The organism is Sphingomonas sp. (assembly GCF_019746665.1).
Lineage (GTDB): Bacteria > Pseudomonadota > Alphaproteobacteria > Sphingomonadales > Sphingomonadaceae > Sphingomonas.
Map to the genome: position 1 here is coordinate 23307 of NZ_JAIERS010000015.1, position 17347 is coordinate 40653.

The 17347-nt window shown below is 67.5% G+C and carries 15 protein-coding genes; 7 read left to right on the forward strand and 8 right to left on the reverse strand.

Annotated elements, in window-relative coordinates:
• The first annotated feature begins 74 nt into the window (after window positions 1-74).
• Together K2X73_RS10530 and K2X73_RS10535 are read left to right on the forward strand one after the other, a co-directional pair.
• Window positions 75-1511 carry an SLC5 family protein gene (locus K2X73_RS10530; protein ID WP_294110650.1) on the forward strand — a complete coding sequence of 479 codons (1437 nt, stop codon included), beginning with the start codon at window positions 75-77 and terminating at the stop codon, window positions 1509-1511.
• A gap of 250 nt (window positions 1512-1761) precedes the next feature.
• On the forward strand, window positions 1762-2367 hold the full coding sequence (locus K2X73_RS10535; RefSeq protein ID WP_294110652.1) for a response regulator: 606 nt from the start codon (window positions 1762-1764) through the stop codon (window positions 2365-2367).
• A gap of 14 nt (window positions 2368-2381) precedes the next feature.
• Here the strand turns inward: K2X73_RS10535 and K2X73_RS10540 are convergent, their stop codons facing one another.
• The gene (locus K2X73_RS10540; RefSeq protein ID WP_294110654.1) at window positions 2382-5447 is read right to left on the reverse strand and encodes a PAS domain S-box protein; all 3066 of its coding nucleotides are present in this window, start codon (window positions 5445-5447) and stop codon (window positions 2382-2384) included.
• A gap of 194 nt (window positions 5448-5641) precedes the next feature.
• On the opposite strand from K2X73_RS10540, the gene K2X73_RS10545 reads away from it, so the two are divergent.
• Window positions 5642-6244 carry a PilZ domain-containing protein gene (locus tag K2X73_RS10545; protein ID WP_294110656.1) on the forward strand — a complete coding sequence of 201 codons (603 nt, stop codon included), beginning with the start codon at window positions 5642-5644 and terminating at the stop codon, window positions 6242-6244.
• A gap of 14 nt (window positions 6245-6258) precedes the next feature.
• Here K2X73_RS10545 and K2X73_RS10550 read toward each other — a convergent pair whose 3' ends face one another.
• Both K2X73_RS10550 and K2X73_RS10555 read right to left on the reverse strand, forming a co-directional pair.
• A complete protein-coding gene (locus K2X73_RS10550) occupies window positions 6259-6408 on the reverse strand; it encodes a hypothetical protein (RefSeq protein WP_294110658.1) in 150 nt (49 codons plus the stop codon).
• 22 nt (window positions 6409-6430) lie between these two features.
• Entirely contained in the window at window positions 6431-6994 is a 564-nt protein-coding gene (locus tag K2X73_RS10555; RefSeq protein ID WP_294110659.1) for a hypothetical protein, read from the reverse strand.
• A gap of 281 nt (window positions 6995-7275) precedes the next feature.
• Here K2X73_RS10555 and K2X73_RS10560 point away from each other — a divergent pair, with 281 nt between their 5' ends.
• From K2X73_RS10560 to K2X73_RS10575, 4 genes are all read left to right on the forward strand, one after another.
• Window positions 7276-7683 carry a DUF2946 family protein gene (locus tag K2X73_RS10560; protein WP_294110661.1) on the forward strand — a complete coding sequence of 136 codons (408 nt, stop codon included), beginning with the start codon at window positions 7276-7278 and terminating at the stop codon, window positions 7681-7683.
• Between the two features lie 74 nt (window positions 7684-7757).
• Window positions 7758-9986 (forward strand): TonB-dependent receptor, encoded by a 2229-nt coding sequence (locus K2X73_RS10565; protein ID WP_294110662.1) that lies wholly within the window; start codon window positions 7758-7760, stop codon window positions 9984-9986.
• Entirely contained in the window at window positions 9986-11359 is a 1374-nt protein-coding gene (locus K2X73_RS10570) for a PepSY domain-containing protein (RefSeq protein ID WP_294110664.1), read from the forward strand. Before K2X73_RS10565 ends, K2X73_RS10570 begins: the two co-directional genes overlap by 1 nt.
• 37 nt (window positions 11360-11396) lie before the next feature.
• Window positions 11397-12659, forward strand: a complete 1263-nt coding sequence (locus K2X73_RS10575; protein ID WP_294110666.1) for an APC family permease — start codon at window positions 11397-11399, stop codon at window positions 12657-12659.
• Between the two features lies 1 nt (window position 12660).
• Here the strand turns inward: K2X73_RS10575 and K2X73_RS10580 are convergent, their stop codons facing one another.
• The 5 genes from K2X73_RS10580 to K2X73_RS10600 form a co-directional block, all read right to left on the reverse strand.
• On the reverse strand, window positions 12661-13311 hold the full coding sequence (locus K2X73_RS10580) for a hypothetical protein (RefSeq protein ID WP_294110669.1): 651 nt from the start codon (window positions 13309-13311) through the stop codon (window positions 12661-12663).
• An 84-nt stretch (window positions 13312-13395) separates the two neighbouring features.
• Window positions 13396-14412 carry a type II secretion system F family protein gene (locus K2X73_RS10585; RefSeq protein WP_294110671.1) on the reverse strand — a complete coding sequence of 339 codons (1017 nt, stop codon included), beginning with the start codon at window positions 14410-14412 and terminating at the stop codon, window positions 13396-13398.
• Between the two features lie 3 nt (window positions 14413-14415).
• Complete coding sequence (locus tag K2X73_RS10590) at window positions 14416-15393, reverse strand: type II secretion system F family protein (protein ID WP_294110673.1); 978 nt, start codon at window positions 15391-15393, stop codon at window positions 14416-14418.
• Window positions 15394-15427: 34 nt separating this feature from the next.
• Window positions 15428-16711 (reverse strand): pilus assembly protein CpaE, encoded by a 1284-nt coding sequence (locus K2X73_RS10595; RefSeq protein ID WP_294110675.1) that lies wholly within the window; start codon window positions 16709-16711, stop codon window positions 15428-15430.
• A gap of 1 nt (window position 16712) precedes the next feature.
• Entirely contained in the window at window positions 16713-17339 is a 627-nt protein-coding gene (locus K2X73_RS10600; RefSeq protein ID WP_294110677.1) for a CpaD family pilus assembly lipoprotein, read from the reverse strand.
• Between the last annotated feature and the right edge of the window lie 8 nt (window positions 17340-17347).

Here is a 17347-nt window from a genome sequence, read left to right on the forward strand (position 1 = left end):
GGCGGCCGGCATAGCCTGCCGGCTTGCGCGCGCGAAAGCACCTTCTATGCTCTTTGAAAAACAGGGGAGTGGAGATGAACGGCGTTCAGATCGCGGTCGCGCTGGGGATACTCGCGCTGATCGCGCTCGCCACCTGGGCCAAGGTGCGCACCACCCGCCACGACGGATCGGAGCGCGACGTCTATCTCGCCGGTGGCGGGCTCAGCTGGCTGTACGTCGCGGGTGCGATCACGCTCACCAATCTCTCGACCGATCAGCTGGTCGGCATGAACGGCAACCAGATGTTGCTGCTCGCCTGGTGGGAGATTTCGGGCTTTTTCGGGTTGCTGATCCTCGCCTTCGTGTTCGTGCCCATTTACTATCGCAACGGCTGCACCACCGTCACCCAGTTGCTCGAACGCCGCTACGCGGGCGAAACGGCGGAGGTGCGGTTGCTGATCTCCGCGCTGTTCCTGTTCGGCAATGTGCTGATCTATGTCCCCGCCGGGCTCTACAGCGGGGCGCTGTTCCTGAACGCGCTGTTTGGCGGCGGCATCCCGCTGATCGCGCTCGCGGCGTTCCTGGCGGCGGTGAGTGCCGCCTATACGATCCTCGGCGGGCTGCGCGCGGTCGCGGTGATGGACACTTATTCGGGCTTTGGCGTGCTTGGCGTCGCGCTGCTGATCGTGCTGCTCGCACTGTCGGCGATCGGCTGGGACTTGAGCGGGGTTCCCGCGGAGCGGCTCACCTTCATCGGCGACGCCAACTCGCCGATCCCGTTCCACACGCTGTTCACGGGCATGGTGTTCATCCAGATTTACTATTGGTCCACCAACCAGAACATCACCCAGAAGGCGATGATCGCGCCCAATGTGCGGGAAGCGCAGAAGGGGGTGCTGGCGGCGGCGGTGGTGCGTATCCTGATCATCCCGGTGATCGTCACGCTGCCGGGCGTCGTCGCCTACAAGCTGCTCGGCCCGGTGGGGGACAAGGCGTACGGCCTGCTCGTCGCGCGCATCCTGCCGGCCTGGCTCGCCGGCGCGTTCGCGGCGATGATCGCGGCGGCAGTGATCGCGCACACCGCCGCCATCCTGAACGCGACCGTCGCGCTCTACGCGGTCGATTTCCACCCGCGCATCGTCGGCGAGGTGCGCGACCAATGGCGGCTTTCCGGAGTGGCGACGCTGGTGGTGACGGCGATCGCGCTGGTGCTGGTGCCCGTTTACGCGGGAGCGAACAGCATCATCAACCTGTTGCAGCAATTGAACGGTTTGTCCTCGATGCCGATCCTGTCGGCGTTCATCGTCGGCTTGGTGTTTCGTGGGGTGTCGGGGCGGGCGGCGATGGTGGGGGTGATCTGGGGGGTGCTGCTGTACGCCCTGTTCCAATTCGTGCTCGCGCCCGGGGGCTGGGTGACGCTGCATTACATCGATTTCATGGTCGTGGTGCTCGCGAGCTCGGTCGCCGCCGCGTTGATCGCCAACCGAATAGGCGGCGGCGAACGCGGTATCGATGCCGGCATATTTACGTGACTCAGCCGGCGATTCCTAACCTTGATCAAGGGCGCGGCACGGCCCATGGCCCCTCTTGCCCAAAGCGGGCAACGCTTTGCAAAATTAGGTCGTTACGATCTTGAAAGAAGATTGGACAAACACGACTTCCGTGGGAGTCAAGCTGGATAAATCGTGAATAGACGCGGTGCGGCGATCGGCCGCATTGCGCAGTGTGGGCCGCGTTCCTCTTTGGCCGATCCCTGGTAAAAGCTGGCGCCGGAGACAAGCCGTGCACGTCTATATCGTTGACGACGAACCCGAATTGCTTACCTCGCTCGCGATCCTGCTGCGTCGCGCCGGGCACGAGGTGGCCGGTTTCGCCACCGCCAACGCCTTCCTGTCGGTCGCGGATGATCTGCCGCTTGGTTGCGTGCTGCTCGATCTGCATTTGCCGGATTTGAGCGGGCTGCAAGTGCAAACCCGACTGAACGAGGCCGAATGCGGGCATCCGGTCGTTTTGCTCACCGGCGCGGGCGACGTGCCCGACGCGGTGGCGGCGATGCGCGCCGGCGCGCTCGATTTCATTCGCAAGCCATATCGCGCGGCGGAGCTGCACGAGGCGTTGGAACGCGCCGATGCCGCGCTCGAACTCGCCCGCGAACGCCGCCGCCGAGCCAAGCGGCTGGTCGCGCTCGAGCGCTTGTCGCTGCGCGAGCGTGAGGTGCTGGCCGCGCTCGCGCATGGCGGGCCGAGCAAGACGGTGGCCTATGATCTTGGCATCAGCGTGCGCACCGTGGAGATGCACCGGGCCAACATTCTGAAAAAGCTCGACGTTCCCAATATCGGCGCCGCGTTGTTGATGGCGCAGGCGGGCAACATGCTCAATCTGCAATAACGCGCGCGATTAGGTTACGCCTCGACCCGCGCCGCCGCATCGAGCGCCGCGCGCACCTGTGCCGCCAATTCGGCGCGACGATAGGGCTTTTGCACCAATCGCACCGGACGGCGCGGATCACCGCCGTCGAGCGAGCGATCCTCGGCATAGCCAGTGGTGAACAACAGCTTCAGCCCCCGCCGTAGGTCTTGCGCGAGCGTTGCGAGCGCGCTGCCGTCGAGCCCGCCCGGCATCACGATATCGGTGAACAGCAGATCGACCGGCGAGTCACTCTGCAGCACCCGCAGCGCCTCGCGTCCATCGGCCGCGGCGAGCACGGTATAGCCCAGCCCACGAAGCAGCGCGCAGGCATGGTTGCGCACCAGCGCGTCGTCCTCCACCACCAATATGGTCTCGGTTCCCGTGGGAATATCGGGCGCCGGTCGCGCGCGCGGCGCGGTCGCGACCTGGCCCGGCGCGCGCGGCAGGTAGATGGTGACCGTGGTGCCGCGGCCCAATGTGGTGTCGATCGTCACCGTTCCGCCCGACTGGCGGGCGAAGCCATAGACCATCGACAGTCCCAGGCCGCTGCCCTTGCCGACTTCCTTGGTGGTGAAGAACGGGTCGAAAGCGCGTTGCAGCACCTCGCGGCTCATCCCGGTGCCGGTATCGGTGACCGAGATCGCGACATATTGGCCGGGCGGGATGCCATCGGCCTGCTCGCCGATCGCGCTATCCTGGGTGATGTTGGCGGTGCCGATCGTCAGCGTGCCGCCGCTGGGCATCGCGTCGCGCGCGTTGAGCGCCAGATTCAGCAGCGCGATCTCCACCTGGCCGGGGTCGGCGCGCGCCGGCCAAATCTGCGCGGCGGGCTGAAGCTCGATCTGCACCGTTTCCGGCAGCGTACGGCGCAGCAGCGCGCTCATGCCCTGCATCAGCTGGTTGCTGTCCAGATCGCGCGGCGCGAGCGCCTGGCGACGGCCAAAGGCAAGCAGACGGTTGGTGAGTTCGGCGCCCCGTTCGGCCGCGCTCATCGTCATCTTGGCCAAGACGTGCAAATCGGGGTCGTCGCTCGCGATTTGCGCCATCGCCTCGGCATTGCCGAGGATGACGGTGAGCAGATTGTTGAAATCATGCGCCAGCCCACCCGTCAGCTGGCCCACCGCTTCAAGCTTCTGCGCCTGGCGCAGCTGCTCGTCGAGCTCGCGCTGTTCGCTCACGTCCACCATTGATCCGATCGCGCGGATCGGCCGGCTCATCTCGTCGCGCAGCACGAAGCCCCGGTCGAGGATATGCGCGATCGAGCCATCGGCGCGCTTCAGTCGATAGTCGGCGCGCCACACCGTTTCCTGCCCCGCGAGCGCCCCCTCGAAGCTAGCCCGCACCCGCTCGCGATCCTCGGGAACGATCAGATTCTCCCAGCCCTCGACGCTGGGATCGAACGTGGCGGGATCATAGCCCAGCAGGTTGCGCAGATTTTCGTTCCACCAAATCCGGCCGTGGTGGATGTCATAATCCCAGATCACATCGCTGGTGGCGCGGGTGATCAGCCGCAGGCGTTCGGTATTGAGCCGCAACTGCGCCTCCACCCGTCGCTGTTCGCTCACCGGGCGTTGAATAACGAGCCAACTCGCCACCTCGCCTTCATTGCCACGGATGATCGACGCATCGGTTTCGACCAGGATTTCCTGCCCGTTCTTGCAGCGCATCCACAGATCGCAGCGCACCGCCTGGTTGCGCGACGCCGCCACCTGGATCTGCTCGATCAGCGCGGGATCGTTGCGGCTGTCGTAAAGCACCAGCGGTGTCTGGCCGATAACGTCTTCCGCCGCGAAGCCGGTCGCGTTCAGATAGGTTTGGTTGGCATAGAGGATGCGCCGCCCGCCCTGCGCGTCATCGAAGTCACGGCTTAGGATGAATACGAAGTCGTTCGCGCGATCGACCGCGGTCTGCAGCAGGCGCATCTGCTCTTCTTTTTCGCGCTGCTCGGTGATGTCGTGCAGATGCAGCAGCATCCCATGCCCGGTCGGGTACAGGTTGAACCGGTACCAGCGCTGGACATGCGGCAGATGCAGCTCGACCGAGACGGCGCAGCGCTCACGCACGGCGTTGCGCGCCGTGTGGGTCGATGTGCTTTCGTCGGGGAAGGGGCAGATATCCCAGAAATACTGGCCGGTCATCAGTTCCGGCGGGCGGCCGATCAGATCGGTCGCCGATTGGTTGCAGAAGGTGAGCCGGCCGGAGGTGTCGAGGATGCAGAACGGATCGTTGATGCTGTTGATCACCGCGAACAGCTGCTCGCCGCGCCGCGCGCTTTCCTCGCGCGCGGTGAAAAGCTCGGTCACGTCCTGCGTCGCGCCGAGGCAGTGGCGGATGCGCCCCTCGGCATCGCGCTCCACCTCACCGATGACATGAACCCAGATCCGCCCGCGATCGTCGGTGTCGAGCTGGCACACGGTATCGAAGGCGATGCCCTGTTCCAGACAGCGGCGGAACGCCTCGCGGATACGTTCGCGGTGTTGCGGCGCGACCCGCTCGAACCCCCGTGCCAGATCCGGCGCCGTTTCGGCGGTGAACCCGAAGATGCGGGCCGCCTCCGGCGTCCAGGTCACGTCTCCTTCGGGCGAGACGGTCCACCCGCCGAGCCGTGCCATCTTGCCCGCGATCTCGTTGATCCGCGCGAGGCGGCGCGTCTCGGTCTCCTGCCGACGGTCCTCGGTCACGTCGCGCACCACCGCGATCACGCAGGCGCGATCGTTGACTTCGGTGGCATAGGTGCGGACGAACGCGTCGAACGTGCTGCCGTCCTTGCGGCGGTGCACGGCGTAGAAGGTTTGCTGCGCGCCCGAGCCCGGCTCGCTGAACACCCGTTCGCGCGTTACGCGTAATTGCTCGACGCTCATCCCCCGCAGTTCGTCCAGGCTATAGCCATAGATGCGGGTGGCAGCCGCGTTCGCGTCGATCAGCGTATCGGTTTCGACGTCGAAAATCCCCATCGGGTCGGGGTGATTCTCGAAAAACAGTCGAGCCAGATCGGATGTGGTTGTCGTTATCGTCGCCAGCACACCGAGCCCGCCTTCCATCACCAGGGCCGGCGTCATCCGCGGCCGCTTCCGTCAGCCGGACATAGCATAGTTTTCATGCGAAACGGACCGTTCTCCATACCCCGCAAATTTACGGCGGTGACTTTCCCGCCCGGTTCGGTAACCTCATCGAAACCAGGCGCGCGCTATTGCTGACGTTGCACTAAGCGCTTGACAGTCAACGACTTTGTTCTGCGCGCAGGAGACGATCGGTGACCCGCCAACCCATGCTCAGAACAATGGGGCAGCATCCCGCGCGCCGGGAAGAGCGGCACGAGCAGGAGGGCCGCAGCATCCAGCTGCTCACCAACAGCGTGGTGCATCGCTTCGATCTGCACAATCTTTCGGGCTTCGGTGCATCGGGCGCGGCCGAAGTCGCCCTCGCGCCCGGCGCCACGATCGAGCTGCTGTTCGAAAATGGTCACCGGATCGGTGGCCGGGTGCGCTGGCATCGTGACGCACTGATCGGGATCGAGTTCTTCAACCGGCTGCCGCTCGACGTGCTGCACGGGCGCGGGCAGAGCGAGCGGGTGGCGCGCGCGCCGCGCTACCGCGTTGCCCGGGTCGCGACGATCGCTGTCAACGGTATCAGCCGGGCGGCGACGATCCGTAACGTGTCGCGCGGTGGCATGATGATCGAGACCGCGCTGCCGTTGCTGCCGGGACAACGGATCGAGATCAGCACCGGGGAGCTCGGCGGCCTCTGCGCGCAGGTGCGCTGGTCGCGCAACGGCCGCGCCGGCGTGCAACTGACCCAGGCGCTGTCGATCGACGAGTTCGATGCGGCGAGCGCGCGGGGCGCCTCGGCGGCCTGAGCCGGGTGCGACGCTCACGGCCGTTTGGCCCGGCGCGGGCGCACACTCGCCGCACGTAGCGCGATCGCCTTGCTCGCCGGCTTCGCGGCGATGCGCCGGCGATCGATCATCGCCCAATAGAGCATCGCGCTGACCGCCTGCACGAACAGCGGCAGCGAAGCCACAGGCGCGGTGCGTCCGCGCCATTCAAGCTGCGCGTGCCGGGGACCCCACATGCTGTGCCGCACGGCGACGAGCGGCCCGGAGAGGGCCTCGGCCCGGCGCGGGGAAGGGGCGGATGACGGCGTCGGACAAGGGGAGTAACGGGTCATTATCGTCCTCCTGCGGAAGAGAAAGCCGGCGGTGGAGCTGCGCGAGCGCGGCCACCGTGCCGCAGCCGCGCGTCGCGGCGATATCGGGGTCCCAAACTTCGAGCCGGTCACCGGCGCCGATCAACAGCGCGTCGGCGCCCAGCCAGCCGCCGGCCCGGGCGATCGCCGGCAGTTGCAGCCGACCGCTGGAAAAGAACGGCGCAGGCTCGAAAAAGCCGAAATTGCGCTGCGCTCGCCGCGCTCCGCCGGCCTGCTCCAACCGCTCGGCCAGGGCCCGCTCATCGAACAGGCATAGACAGGGCGCGTCCGGATCCGGCCCCGCGAACAGCAGCCAGTTGGGCGATCGCTCGCTCGCCAATTGAAGAAGAAACGGCGGCAGTTCGATCGATCCGTCGGGATCGACCTGGCATAGCCGGGCACCGACATAAGGCTTGTTCATTACCACCAACCCCCGCTGGCAACGCTGTCACTATCCGCCCACCACGAAATCGTTCCAGCTGTCGATTCTACGGCGGGTTAACCACGAATTAGCGAGTTAAGTTGTTGGCCTAGAATAAGTATCTTCCGCAAAACCGCCTCGATCGTACATCTACCATGGCTTTTGGCCGCACCCTGCCAATAGCTCAGCGCCCATGATTATTGCGCGGTAAGTGGCGATATTGGTGATGACGACCATCCGGGGTGACGGCGCCCCCGCCATCTGCTAGCGCGACCAACCACATGAGGGGCTTGCGCGCATTTTGTGGCCGACATCGGGCCGCCGCGGCGACGCTGATCGCGTTCGCGCTGCTGATCCGCGCGCTGGTGCCCGGCGGGCTGATGCCACACTTCGGCGACCATGGCCTGCGGTTGGTGGTGTGCAGCGGCGCGGCGACCGGCGTGACGATCGACGTGCCGCTGGGTGGCCCGCAGGATCACCAAGACTCTCCCGCGGGTGACTCGCATAAGCTGGCGCCGTGCGGGTTTGCGGGGCTGGCCGCGCCGGTGCTCGGCGGGCCGCCGCCGCTCCTGCTCGCCCTCGCGATCCTGGCGGCGTTCGGCGCGGTGCTGCGTCGCCGTGATGCCCCATCTCTCCCCGCGAGCGCGGCGCTGCGCCCGCCGCTGCGCGGTCCTCCCGCCTTGGCCTGACGTTCCCGCCGCTCGCCAACGCGAGCGATACCGCGCGCGCCATCGCCGCGCGAAACTTACGCCAAGGTATTGTTATGTCTCGCTTCATCAGCGGTGCCGCGCTTGGCGCGGCGTTGCTCCCCTGTGCCGCCCATGCGGCACCAGCCAATGGCCCCGCCGCCCTGGCCGACGAAGTAACCGTGATCGCCCGGGCACTGCCCGCGACCGAGGTGACCAAGGGCCAGGCCGCGACCCGGATCGACGAGTCGGCGGTGCGGACCACCCCCGCGACCAATGTGGCGGACTTTCTCCGCCTCGTCCCCGGCGTCGCGGTAATCCAGGGCAATGGCCCGCGCGACGTTGGCGTCTCGATCCGCGGGTCCAACGCGCGCAACAGCTTCGGCGCGCGCAATATCCAAGTGTTCGAGGATGACTTTCCGGTCACCCAGCCCGATGGTCTCGCCCGGTTCGATCTCGCCGATCCGCATGCTTATGCCGCGATCGAGGTGCTGCGCGGACCTTCCTCGGCGCGCTACGGCAATTACGCGCTGGGCGGCGCGGTCAATTTTCGCACCCGGCGCGGGTTGAACGGGGGCGTGTTCGGCAGCGACCTGGGGGCCGATGGTTTCGGCAACGTTTATGCAACAATCGGCGATAGCGGGCCGCGTCACGACGCCGCGATTTTCGCCAGTTTCGCCGGCGCGGACGGCGCGACCGCCCATAACGACTACCGAACCTTCACCCTGAACGCCTATGCCACCGCCGATCTGGGTGCCCGCGATCGCGTGGCGGTGAAGTTCATCGCGAATCAGGGGCTGTTCCGCCTTTCGACCCGTCTGTCGTTCGATCAGTATCGCGCCAATCCCTATCAGCAGGGATGTGAGGTGGCGGCGCGCGCTGCGGCGGGATGCGGCGCCATCGCCGTGTTCGCCAATGGCACCAATGGCGCGCGGGTAAGCGAAAGCGCCGCCGAGGCCGATCTCGCCCGCGACGACCGCCGCCTGATCCTGGGGCTGCGCCATGAGCATGACTTGAGCGCCGGACTCAGCTGGCGCACGCAAGTCACTCTCGACAATCGCGACGCCTTCCAGCCGACCAACGCGACGCCGTTCCGCGGCACGCTCAACAGCCTGAACCTGACGAGCGAACTTACCCGCCACGGCCGCCTGTTCGGCCTGAGTTCGACCAGCTTTGTCGGTTTCTTCTACAACATCCTCGATAACCAGAGCTTCACCTTTACCAAGGCGCCGGGCGGCCGCGAGCGGCTGGGCGCGCTCGCACAGACCGTTACCGGCGATGTGCGCAACTGGGGTCTGCGCGCGCGGCAGGAACTGGCGATCACCTCGCGCCTGCACCTGATCGCCGGGCTCGGCGCCGAGCGCTCGACGATCGTGATGACGCAGACGGTGTTCAGCTATCCGCTCGGCGCGCCGCCGCGCAGCCAGGCGATCCCGGCTGACCGGCGCTTCTGGAACGTCGCGCCCGAAGCGGCGCTGGCATGGCAGGCGACCCAGGATATCAACCTCCACGCACGGGTCGCGACCGGCTATGGCATTCCGCAGTCGGGCAATTTGTTCGTCACGCCGCAGGGGGTGTTCGGCAACAACCTGGCGCTGAAGGCGCAGAGCAATATCGGCGCCGAGCTTGGCGCGGAGCTGACGATGCACGCGCTCAGCTTCTCGCTCGCGCTCTATCAGGAATGGTTCCGCAACGAGCTGATCACCCAGTCGGCGGGGGTCAATCTGTTGAGCTATACCGCCAACGCGCCGCGCTCCGTGCATCGCGGAATCGACCTCGCGATCGGCTGGCGCCCGCCCGCGCTGCCGGGGACGAAAGTCGACCTAAGTTATGGCTATACCGATCAATTCTACACCGATTTCTCCGAAAGGCTGAGCAACGGCCAGCAATCGCTGCTGTTTTCCCGTGGTGGCAACGCCATTCCCGGCGTCATCCCGCATTTCCTCAACCTGCGCGCGGGCTTTGACCAGCCGAGCGGTCGCCGGCAAGGGCTGGGGGGCTTCGCCGAGGTCACCTGGCGCGGCGGCTATTTCATCGACAATGGCAACCAGCTGCGCATCCCCGGCTACGCGCTGCTCAACCTCAACCTGCATTATGATCCGCCGGCGGGTGGGGGGCGGTTCAGCCTGTATCTGTCGGTCCAGAACGCGCTCGGCGCCACTTATGTCGGTTCGGCGTCGGTGATCGCCAACAGCCTGGGCGCGACCGGCGCGCAGAACGGGGCGAGCGTGCTGCGCGGGGTGACGGGAAGCATCTACGCCGGCCAGCCGCGAACGCTGTTCGGCGGCGTGAAGACGAGGTTCTGATGGCGAGCGAACGTTCCTGGCCGCGGCGGCCCGCCTTGTGGCGCTGGCATTTCTACGCCGGCCTGTTCTGTGTGCCGTTCGTGCTGTGGCTGTCGGTCACGGGTGGCATCTATCTGTTCCGGCCGCAGGTGGAGGCATGGCTCGACGCGCCTTATCGCGGGCTTGCCCGGACCGGACCAGCGGCCGCGCCCTCGGTGCAGGTGGCGGCGGCGGTGGCGGCGGTGCCGGGGGCGGTGTTCCACCGCTATCAGCTGCCCGAGGCGCCAGGTGACGCCGCGCAGGTCATTGTCGGGCACGGGCGAGCGGAGACGCGCGTCTATGTCCACCCGCAAAGCCTCGCGATCCTGGCGCGTGTCGATGAGGATAGCCGGCCGATGCGGATCGTCTTCCGCTTGCACGGCGAACTGCTCGCCGGCGACGCCGGATCGTATCTGGTCGAACTCGCCGCGAGCTGGGCGATCATCATGCTGGTGAGCGGGCTGCTGCTGTGGTGGCCGCACGGGGGCGGGCTCGCGGGCGTCGTCTATCCCCGGCTGGGGCGCGGACGGCGAGCGATGTGGCGCGATCTTCATGCCGTCACCGGCTTTTGGGTGTCGGCGATGGCGCTGTTCCTGCTGCTCTCCGGGCTGCCCTGGGCGAAGAGCTGGGGCGGGTATCTGAAAGCCGTGCGCAGCGTCGCGGAAGGGCCGGCGAAGCAGGATTGGTCAAGCGGCCAGGCCGCGATGCTCGCCGAACGGGCGGCTTTCGATGCCGGGACGCGCGCGATGATGAACGACCATGCCGAGCATCAGGGAATGACGATGGCGCACCCGCCCGGCGACGAGCATCCGCTCGATCGGCTGGTGCCGGTCGTCGCCGCGCAGCGCCTGGCGCCGCCGGTGCTGATCGCGCCGCCCACCGCGCCGGGCCAGCCCTGGACGGCGAAGTCGGATGCGGCCAACCGCCCGCTGCGCAGCGATCTGACGCTCACCGCCGATGGCCGCATCCTCGGGCGCCGCGATTTCGCGGGCCGCAAGCTGGTTGATCGGCTGGTCGGCTGGGGGGTGGCGATCCATGAGGGCCAGGCGTTCGGTTGGGCGAACCAGCTGCTCAACCTGCTGACCGCCTTGGGGCTGATGTTGCTTTCGGTGAGCAGCGTCGTGCTGTGGCTGCGGCGGCGACCGGCGGGACGGCTGGGCGCGCCACCGCCACGCCCGCGCCCGGGTTTCGCGCGCGGGTTTGGCGTGCTGCTCGTGCTGCTCGGGGTGCTGCTGCCGCTGTTCGGGCTGTCGCTGCTCGCGGTGCTGCTGGTCGAGCGGCTGGTGCTGCGCCGCTGGCCAGCCGCGCGCATCTGGCTTGGCCTGCCGCCACCGGGGATTGTTTCGCCGGCATGATCGGTTAGCCTTCCTCCACGCGCGAGGGGGAGAGGGCATGGCACGACCGAGCACCGGCACGATGGTCCGCGCGGTGGGATTTTGGGGACTGGCGGCGCTGGTGTTCAACGGCATCGTCGGCGCCGGCATCTTCGCGCTGCCGGGCGGCGCGGCGCGCTTCGCGGGTGGCATGGCGCCGCTCATCGTGATCGCGGTGTGCCTCGCGCTGATGCCGATCGTGCTGCTGATGGCGCGATTGAGCGCGCTTTATGACGAGACCGGCGGCCCGATCTGCTATGCGCGCGACGCCTTTGGCCGGTCGACCGCGTTCCAGCTCGGCTGGATGCAATCGCTGTCCAGCGCGACCTCGGCGGCGGCGAACAGCAATTTGTGCGCCGATTATGTCGCCCGGCTGCTGCCCGCGCCGCTCGCCGGGCCGCTCGGCCATGCGTTGCTCGTCTTGCTGTTGCTGGGAGTCGTCGGCGCGATCGCCTATGCTCCGGTCGCGCGCGGCGATGCGGTGCTGCGCGCCGCCTCGCTCGCCAAGCTCGCGCCGCTGATCCTGCTCCTCGTGCTGGCGGTGCCCGCCGCGCTGGTGGCGCAGGGCGCGGTGCCGCAGGCAGCCGAGCCGTCGCTGCCCCGCGCGGTATCCCTCGCCGCGTTCGCATTGGTCGGTTTCGAATCCGCCCTGACGAGCGCCGGCGAAGCGCGATCACCGCGGCGCGATTTTCCCCGGGCGTTGCTGCTGGTGTTCCCGGCCGTCGGGCTGCTCTATGCCGGGCTGTGCAGCGCCTATGGCCTGCTTGCCTTCGATCCGGCGGTGAAAGACGGTGCGCCGCTCGCGACGCTCGCCGCGCGCCTGGTCGGCATGGGGGGCACGGTGTTGATCGTGGTGGCCGCGGTCGCCTCGATCCTCGGCAACGCCACGACCAATGCGATGGTGGTGCCGCGCCGGCTCGTCGCGCTGTCGGCGATGGGGCAGTTGCCGACATGGTTCGGCCGGATCGACGCGCGCGGCGTGCCGACCAACGGCACATTGTTCACCATGGCGGTGCTGGTCACGCTCGCGCTGAGCGGCGGTTTCGCGGTGCTTGCGATGATGACGGTCGCCTCGCGGCTGATCGTCTACGCGGTGTGCATCGCCGCCTTGCCCCGGATCGATCGGGGGCGGGGGGCTTCGACCTTGGCGGTGCTCGGCGGCGTGGTCTGCGCGGCGTTGGTGGCGATGAGCGAGCCCGCGTCGTGGCTGGCGGTCGCGGTGGCGGCGGTCATCGGGGTCGCGCTCCAGGCGCTCGCGCGCGCGGCCCCGCGCCCGGCTTAGCTCACTCGGCCGCCGCGTCGTCGAGCAGCGCCGCCTGCAGCCGCCACTGGTGCCGCGCGATATAGCCGGCGGGCAGCTCGAGCCGGATCTCCAGCGCGATCTCGTCCTCGCCGCTCAGCGTCTCGATGTCGCGCAGCGTACGGATGCCGTGGCGCTCCAGATCGCCGGCGAGCGCCGGGGTCATGCCGCGCAGCCGGGTAAGCGGCGGCGAGGGGGCGAGGCCAGGCGCTGGTGCGTCGGTCGGCGCGGCGGGAGGGATGAAGGTGACGACCGGCTCGGTCGCGGGGTCTGGATCGACAACGGGTGCCGGCACAGCGACCGGCTCGGCCTGCATGACCGGCTCCGCCGCGACCACGATGGCGGGCTCGGGCGCGGGGGGCTCGGGCGGGGGCGGGGCGATCACCGCCGCCGGGAGCGGCACGTCCGCGTCACCGCGCGCCGCGGCGAGTTCACCCTCCAGTCGCGCGATGCGGCGAAGCTTTTCGGCGAGCAGCGTCTCGCTCTGGTCGCGATAGGCGGCGTAATAGTCGCGCTCGACGATGAACCGCCGGCGCCAGACGCGACCGCTGAGATTGGCGGCATAGCCCGCCGCCAGCCCGCCCAGAAAGGCGGCCGCGACGATCGCGAACAGCAGCAGCGGTGACAGCGTCATCTCGTTCACCCGGGCCTAACCATGCGACTCGTTGTGATCCGCGCGCTTGCCGCAATCAAGCGCGCGTTTGGGCCGTTTTCCCGCTTAATTCCCATGACTGAACGCATCGGCGATCGAACAGGCCGCCGGACCCAGAATGACGACGAACAGCGTCGGCAAGATGAACAGGATCAGCGGCACCGTCATGATCGCCGGCAGGCGCGCGGCCTTTTCTTCGGCGCGCATCATCCGTTCGTTGCGGAATTCGGCCGACAACACGCGCAACGCGCTGGCGAGGGGGGTGCCGTATTTCTCGGTCTGGATCATCGTCGTCACGACGCCCTTCACCGCGTCGAGCTTCACGCGCCCCGCCAGATTCTCGAACGCCTGGCGACGATCGGTGAGGAAGCCCAGCTCGATCGAGGTGAGCGTGAACTCCTCGCCCAGCTCGGGATAGGCCTTGCCCAGCTCACGCGCGACGCGGGCGAAGGCGGCGTCCACCGTCAGGCCCGCCTCGGCGCAGATCACCAGCAGGTCGAGCGCGTCGGGCAGCCCCTTGCGGATCGCGTGGCTGCGCTTCTGGATGAGATTGTCGAGATAGATGTCGGGCGCCTTGTAAGAAAGGATGAAGGTGCCCGCGACGACGCCATAGGCCTTGAGCGGGCTCCAATCGGCGAACATGCTGGTGCCGTAGACTACGTATAGCGACAGGCAGCCGAACACGATCGGCAGCACCAGCCGGCCGAAGATCACCGCGACGCCATATTCCTTCGATCGGATGCCCGCCTGGACCAGCTTCTGCTGCGCGGTCTTAACCTGCTCGTCCTGCAGCACCTTCATCGACTGCAGCATCGCGCGGATGACGTCGGTCGTCTGGTTCTGGCGGATCAGGCTGGCGCGGCGCTTGGAGGTGGAGGCGGTGATGCCGGCCTTCAGCTGCTCGCGGCGATCGTTCAGCGCCTTCAGCCGGCGCTCCATCGGATCGTGGAGCAAGCGCCGCAGATAGAAGCCGAACGGGACCGCGAGCGCGCACGCGCCCAGCGTCATCGTCGCAAGCGTATAGACATCGGCCCCCATGAAAGTGGGCGAGGCGGCGGTGCCGAGGGCAAGGGTCGCAAGCATCGGCTAAATCTCGAAACTGACCATCTTGGCCATGATGAACCCCCCCAAACCCATCCAGATCATGCCGCCAACGCCCGCCACCATCAGTCGCGGATCGGTGAAGAAGTGCATCAGGTAATCGCGGTTCACCATCCAGACGAGGCTGAAGACGATGAACGGCAACGAGCCGACGATATAGGCCGAAGCCTTCGATTCCGACGACATCGCCTTGATCTTCAACTTCATTTGCGCGCGGCCGCGCAGCACTGTGGCGAGGTTGGACAGCGTTTCGGCCAGATTGCCGCCGGTCTCGCGCTGGATCGCGATGGTGATGCAGAAGAACTGGAATTCGGGCGTCCCCAGCCGCTCCGCGGTTTCCTGCAGCGCCACGTCCATCGTGCGGCCGATCTTCATCTTGTCGGTGATCGCGCGGAATTCGACGCCGACCGGGCCGGGCACTTCGGTGCCGACCACCTGCATCGTCTCCGCGATCGGCAGGCCCGAGCGCAGGCCGCGCACGAGCAGTTCGATCGCATCGGGAAATTTCGCCGTGAACTTCTTGATCCGGCGGCTGATCGCCATCCCCACCGCCAGGTGCGGCACGCCGCCACCGACGAACAACCCGATCAGCGCGGCGAGCAGCAGCGGCAGCCCGAGCACGAGCATCACCACCGTGACCGACGCGAACAGGCCTGCGGCGACCAAGCCATATTGGCCGACGGTCCAGCTCTCGCCGGTCATCGACAGGCGCTTCTGCAGCTTCGCCGGGTTGGGCAGGAAACTGTAGAACGCCTTGTCGATCCGCGAGGCTTCATTGGTCTTGATCCGGCGCAGCTGCGCTTCCACCGAAGCGGCGGCGGTCATGGCGTGGCGCTGGGTGAGCGCCTTCAGCCGCCGCGTCTTCGCGCGGCCCGGACTGTCGCCACGCATCATCAGCAGGACGCCGCCGCCGATGACGAGCAGCCCCAGCACCACCGCGGCGATGATCATCATCGGCGACATCAGTACCTCGTGCGCGGCTGGCGGATCATGGTGGTCAGGCGTCCTTGGACTTGCGCGACATCAGCCCGCCCAGCAGCGATCCACCCGATTTGCCGCCATCGCCCTTGTCCTTCTTGCCGCCCTTGCCCTTGGCGGGCGCGGCGTCCTCGCCGTCGGTCACGGCCAGCAGCTGCGCGGCGAAGGCGGGGAGCGGCGCGATCGTCTTGCTGCCCTTGCCCGCCTCGACGAAGGGTTTGCCGACCTTGGCGGCCTGCGCGGCGAGTTTCTGGTCGAACGGGATCACCAGATCAGCCTTGCGCTCGATCGAATTCTCGAAATCCTTGCGGCTGATCTCGACCAGGCCATTGGCATGGACCTTGTTCGCCACCACGAAAGGCTGCGCCTGCGGGGCGTTCTGCTTCAGCCAGGCGAGGACGCGGATGGTGTCGCGCGCGGCGGCGAGGGTCAGCTCGGTCACCACCACCGCCACCTGCACCTCGCTCATCAGATGCGGGTGATTGACGAGCATCGCGCGCGGCAGATCGGTGATCGTGCATTCGAACGCGGCGCGCATCTCCTCCTGCAACTGATAGAAGGCCGAGCCGTCGCTGATCAGCGGCGCGTTGATCGGCGCCTCGGCTGACAGGATCGCGAGCCGTTCGGTCGCGCGCACCATCGCGCGTTCGATGAACAGCCCGTCGATGCGGCTGGGATTCTCGATCGCGTCGGTCAGGCCGCGGCCAGGCTCGAGATCGAGCGCGAGCGCGGCGGTGCCGAAATGCACGTCGAGATCGAGCAGCGCCGTGGTGCGCGAGTGCTTCTCGCTCAGCAGCCAGGCGAGCGACGCGGAGACGCTCGATGCGCCGACCCCGCCGCGCGTGCCGATCACGGCGATCCCGCAATGCGGGCGCTCGACCCCGGCATCGACCGGCTTGGGCGCGTTGAGCAGCGCCTGCGCGGTGGCGAACGCCTCGCGCAGCAGATCGGGGCTCAGGGGCTTCAGCAGATAATCCTGGATGCCGCTCGCGACCAGATCGCGGTACAGCCGCACGTCGTTCATCTGCCCGGCGGCGATCACCACCGTGCCGGGCTCGCACACCTCGGCGAGCGCGTTGATGTCGTTGAGCGGGTCGCCGCTTTCCGACAGATCGACGAACAGGATCTGCGGGCTCGACGAGACGGAGAGCGACTGCACGGCGTTGCGCAGCCCGCCCTTGTTCACCTTTTCGGGTGCCCAGCCGAGCTCGCCCGCGATGGTGCGGATCGTCTCGGCGGTCGCCTCGTCGCAGACGAAGCCGATAAAGGGTTCACGCGTGGTAGGACGCCAAGGTGCATTCATCTCAATTCCCCCCTCGCGCGCTTTCGGCCTTCACCTGATTGCCCTTGCCGGTGGGCACGGCGCTGCGCAGCGTCTGCACCGCCCGCGCGCCGGTGACCGGATCGGTCGTGGGGCTGCCCGCCTGGCCGAGCACGAGGTCTTCGGGCCGGGCGACCATCGCCGCCAGATTGGTGTTGATCGCGCAGCCATGGTTCGAGTTCGTATTGCCCTCGAACTCGGGATATTGGACGCGGCTGAAATCAGGGCAGTTCGGCACCCGCGCGACCGAGCGGGTGACGATGACGCGAACCGTGCCGGGAGCCGTCGCCGCCTGGGTGATCGGCGTGGCGTCGCCCAGGATCAGGCCATAGGGCGCGATGATCGCCGCCACCTGCGCGCGCGTACCGCTGGTCGCCGCTTCGTCGATCGAGACGCGATCGCCATAGCTCAGCCGCAGCGAGGCGAACCAGCCGGCGAGGCGCTGCGCCTCCCCGGGAGCGAGGCCACTCGCGCCGGCGTTCACGTCGAACGTGTAATCGGTGCGCGAGACGACCGGCTGATGGATCGATTCGAGCCCGCGATTCTGGGTACCTGTGCAGGCGGCGAGCAGCGCCGGCACGGCAAGGGCGAGCAGCGGACGCAGTTTCATCGGGCGCA

Bases quoted from the DNA above. Each gene is read 5' to 3' on its own strand.
- K2X73_RS10530 (WP_294110650.1), top strand. From the start codon at position 75: ATGAACGGCGTTCAGATCGCGGTCGCGCTGGGGATACTCGCGCTGATC.
- K2X73_RS10555 (WP_294110659.1), bottom strand. From the start codon at position 6,994: ATGAACAAGCCTTATGTCGGTGCCCGGCTATGCCAGGTCGATCCCGAC.
- K2X73_RS10595 (WP_294110675.1), bottom strand. From the start codon at position 16,711: ATGAATGCACCTTGGCGTCCTACCACGCGTGAACCCTTTATCGGCTTC.
- K2X73_RS10540 (WP_294110654.1), bottom strand. From the start codon at position 5,447: ATGACGCCGGCCCTGGTGATGGAAGGCGGGCTCGGTGTGCTGGCGACG.
- K2X73_RS10580 (WP_294110669.1), bottom strand. From the start codon at position 13,311: ATGACGCTGTCACCGCTGCTGCTGTTCGCGATCGTCGCGGCCGCCTTT.
- K2X73_RS10575 (WP_294110666.1), top strand. From the start codon at position 11,397: ATGGCACGACCGAGCACCGGCACGATGGTCCGCGCGGTGGGATTTTGG.
- K2X73_RS10600 (WP_294110677.1), bottom strand. From the start codon at position 17,339: ATGAAACTGCGTCCGCTGCTCGCCCTTGCCGTGCCGGCGCTGCTCGCC.
- K2X73_RS10570 (WP_294110664.1), top strand. From the start codon at position 9,986: ATGGCGAGCGAACGTTCCTGGCCGCGGCGGCCCGCCTTGTGGCGCTGG.
- K2X73_RS10565 (WP_294110662.1), top strand. From the start codon at position 7,758: ATGTCTCGCTTCATCAGCGGTGCCGCGCTTGGCGCGGCGTTGCTCCCC.
- K2X73_RS10590 (WP_294110673.1), bottom strand. From the start codon at position 15,393: ATGTCGCCGATGATGATCATCGCCGCGGTGGTGCTGGGGCTGCTCGTC.
- K2X73_RS10560 (WP_294110661.1), top strand. From the start codon at position 7,276: ATGAGGGGCTTGCGCGCATTTTGTGGCCGACATCGGGCCGCCGCGGCG.
- K2X73_RS10585 (WP_294110671.1), bottom strand. From the start codon at position 14,412: ATGCTTGCGACCCTTGCCCTCGGCACCGCCGCCTCGCCCACTTTCATG.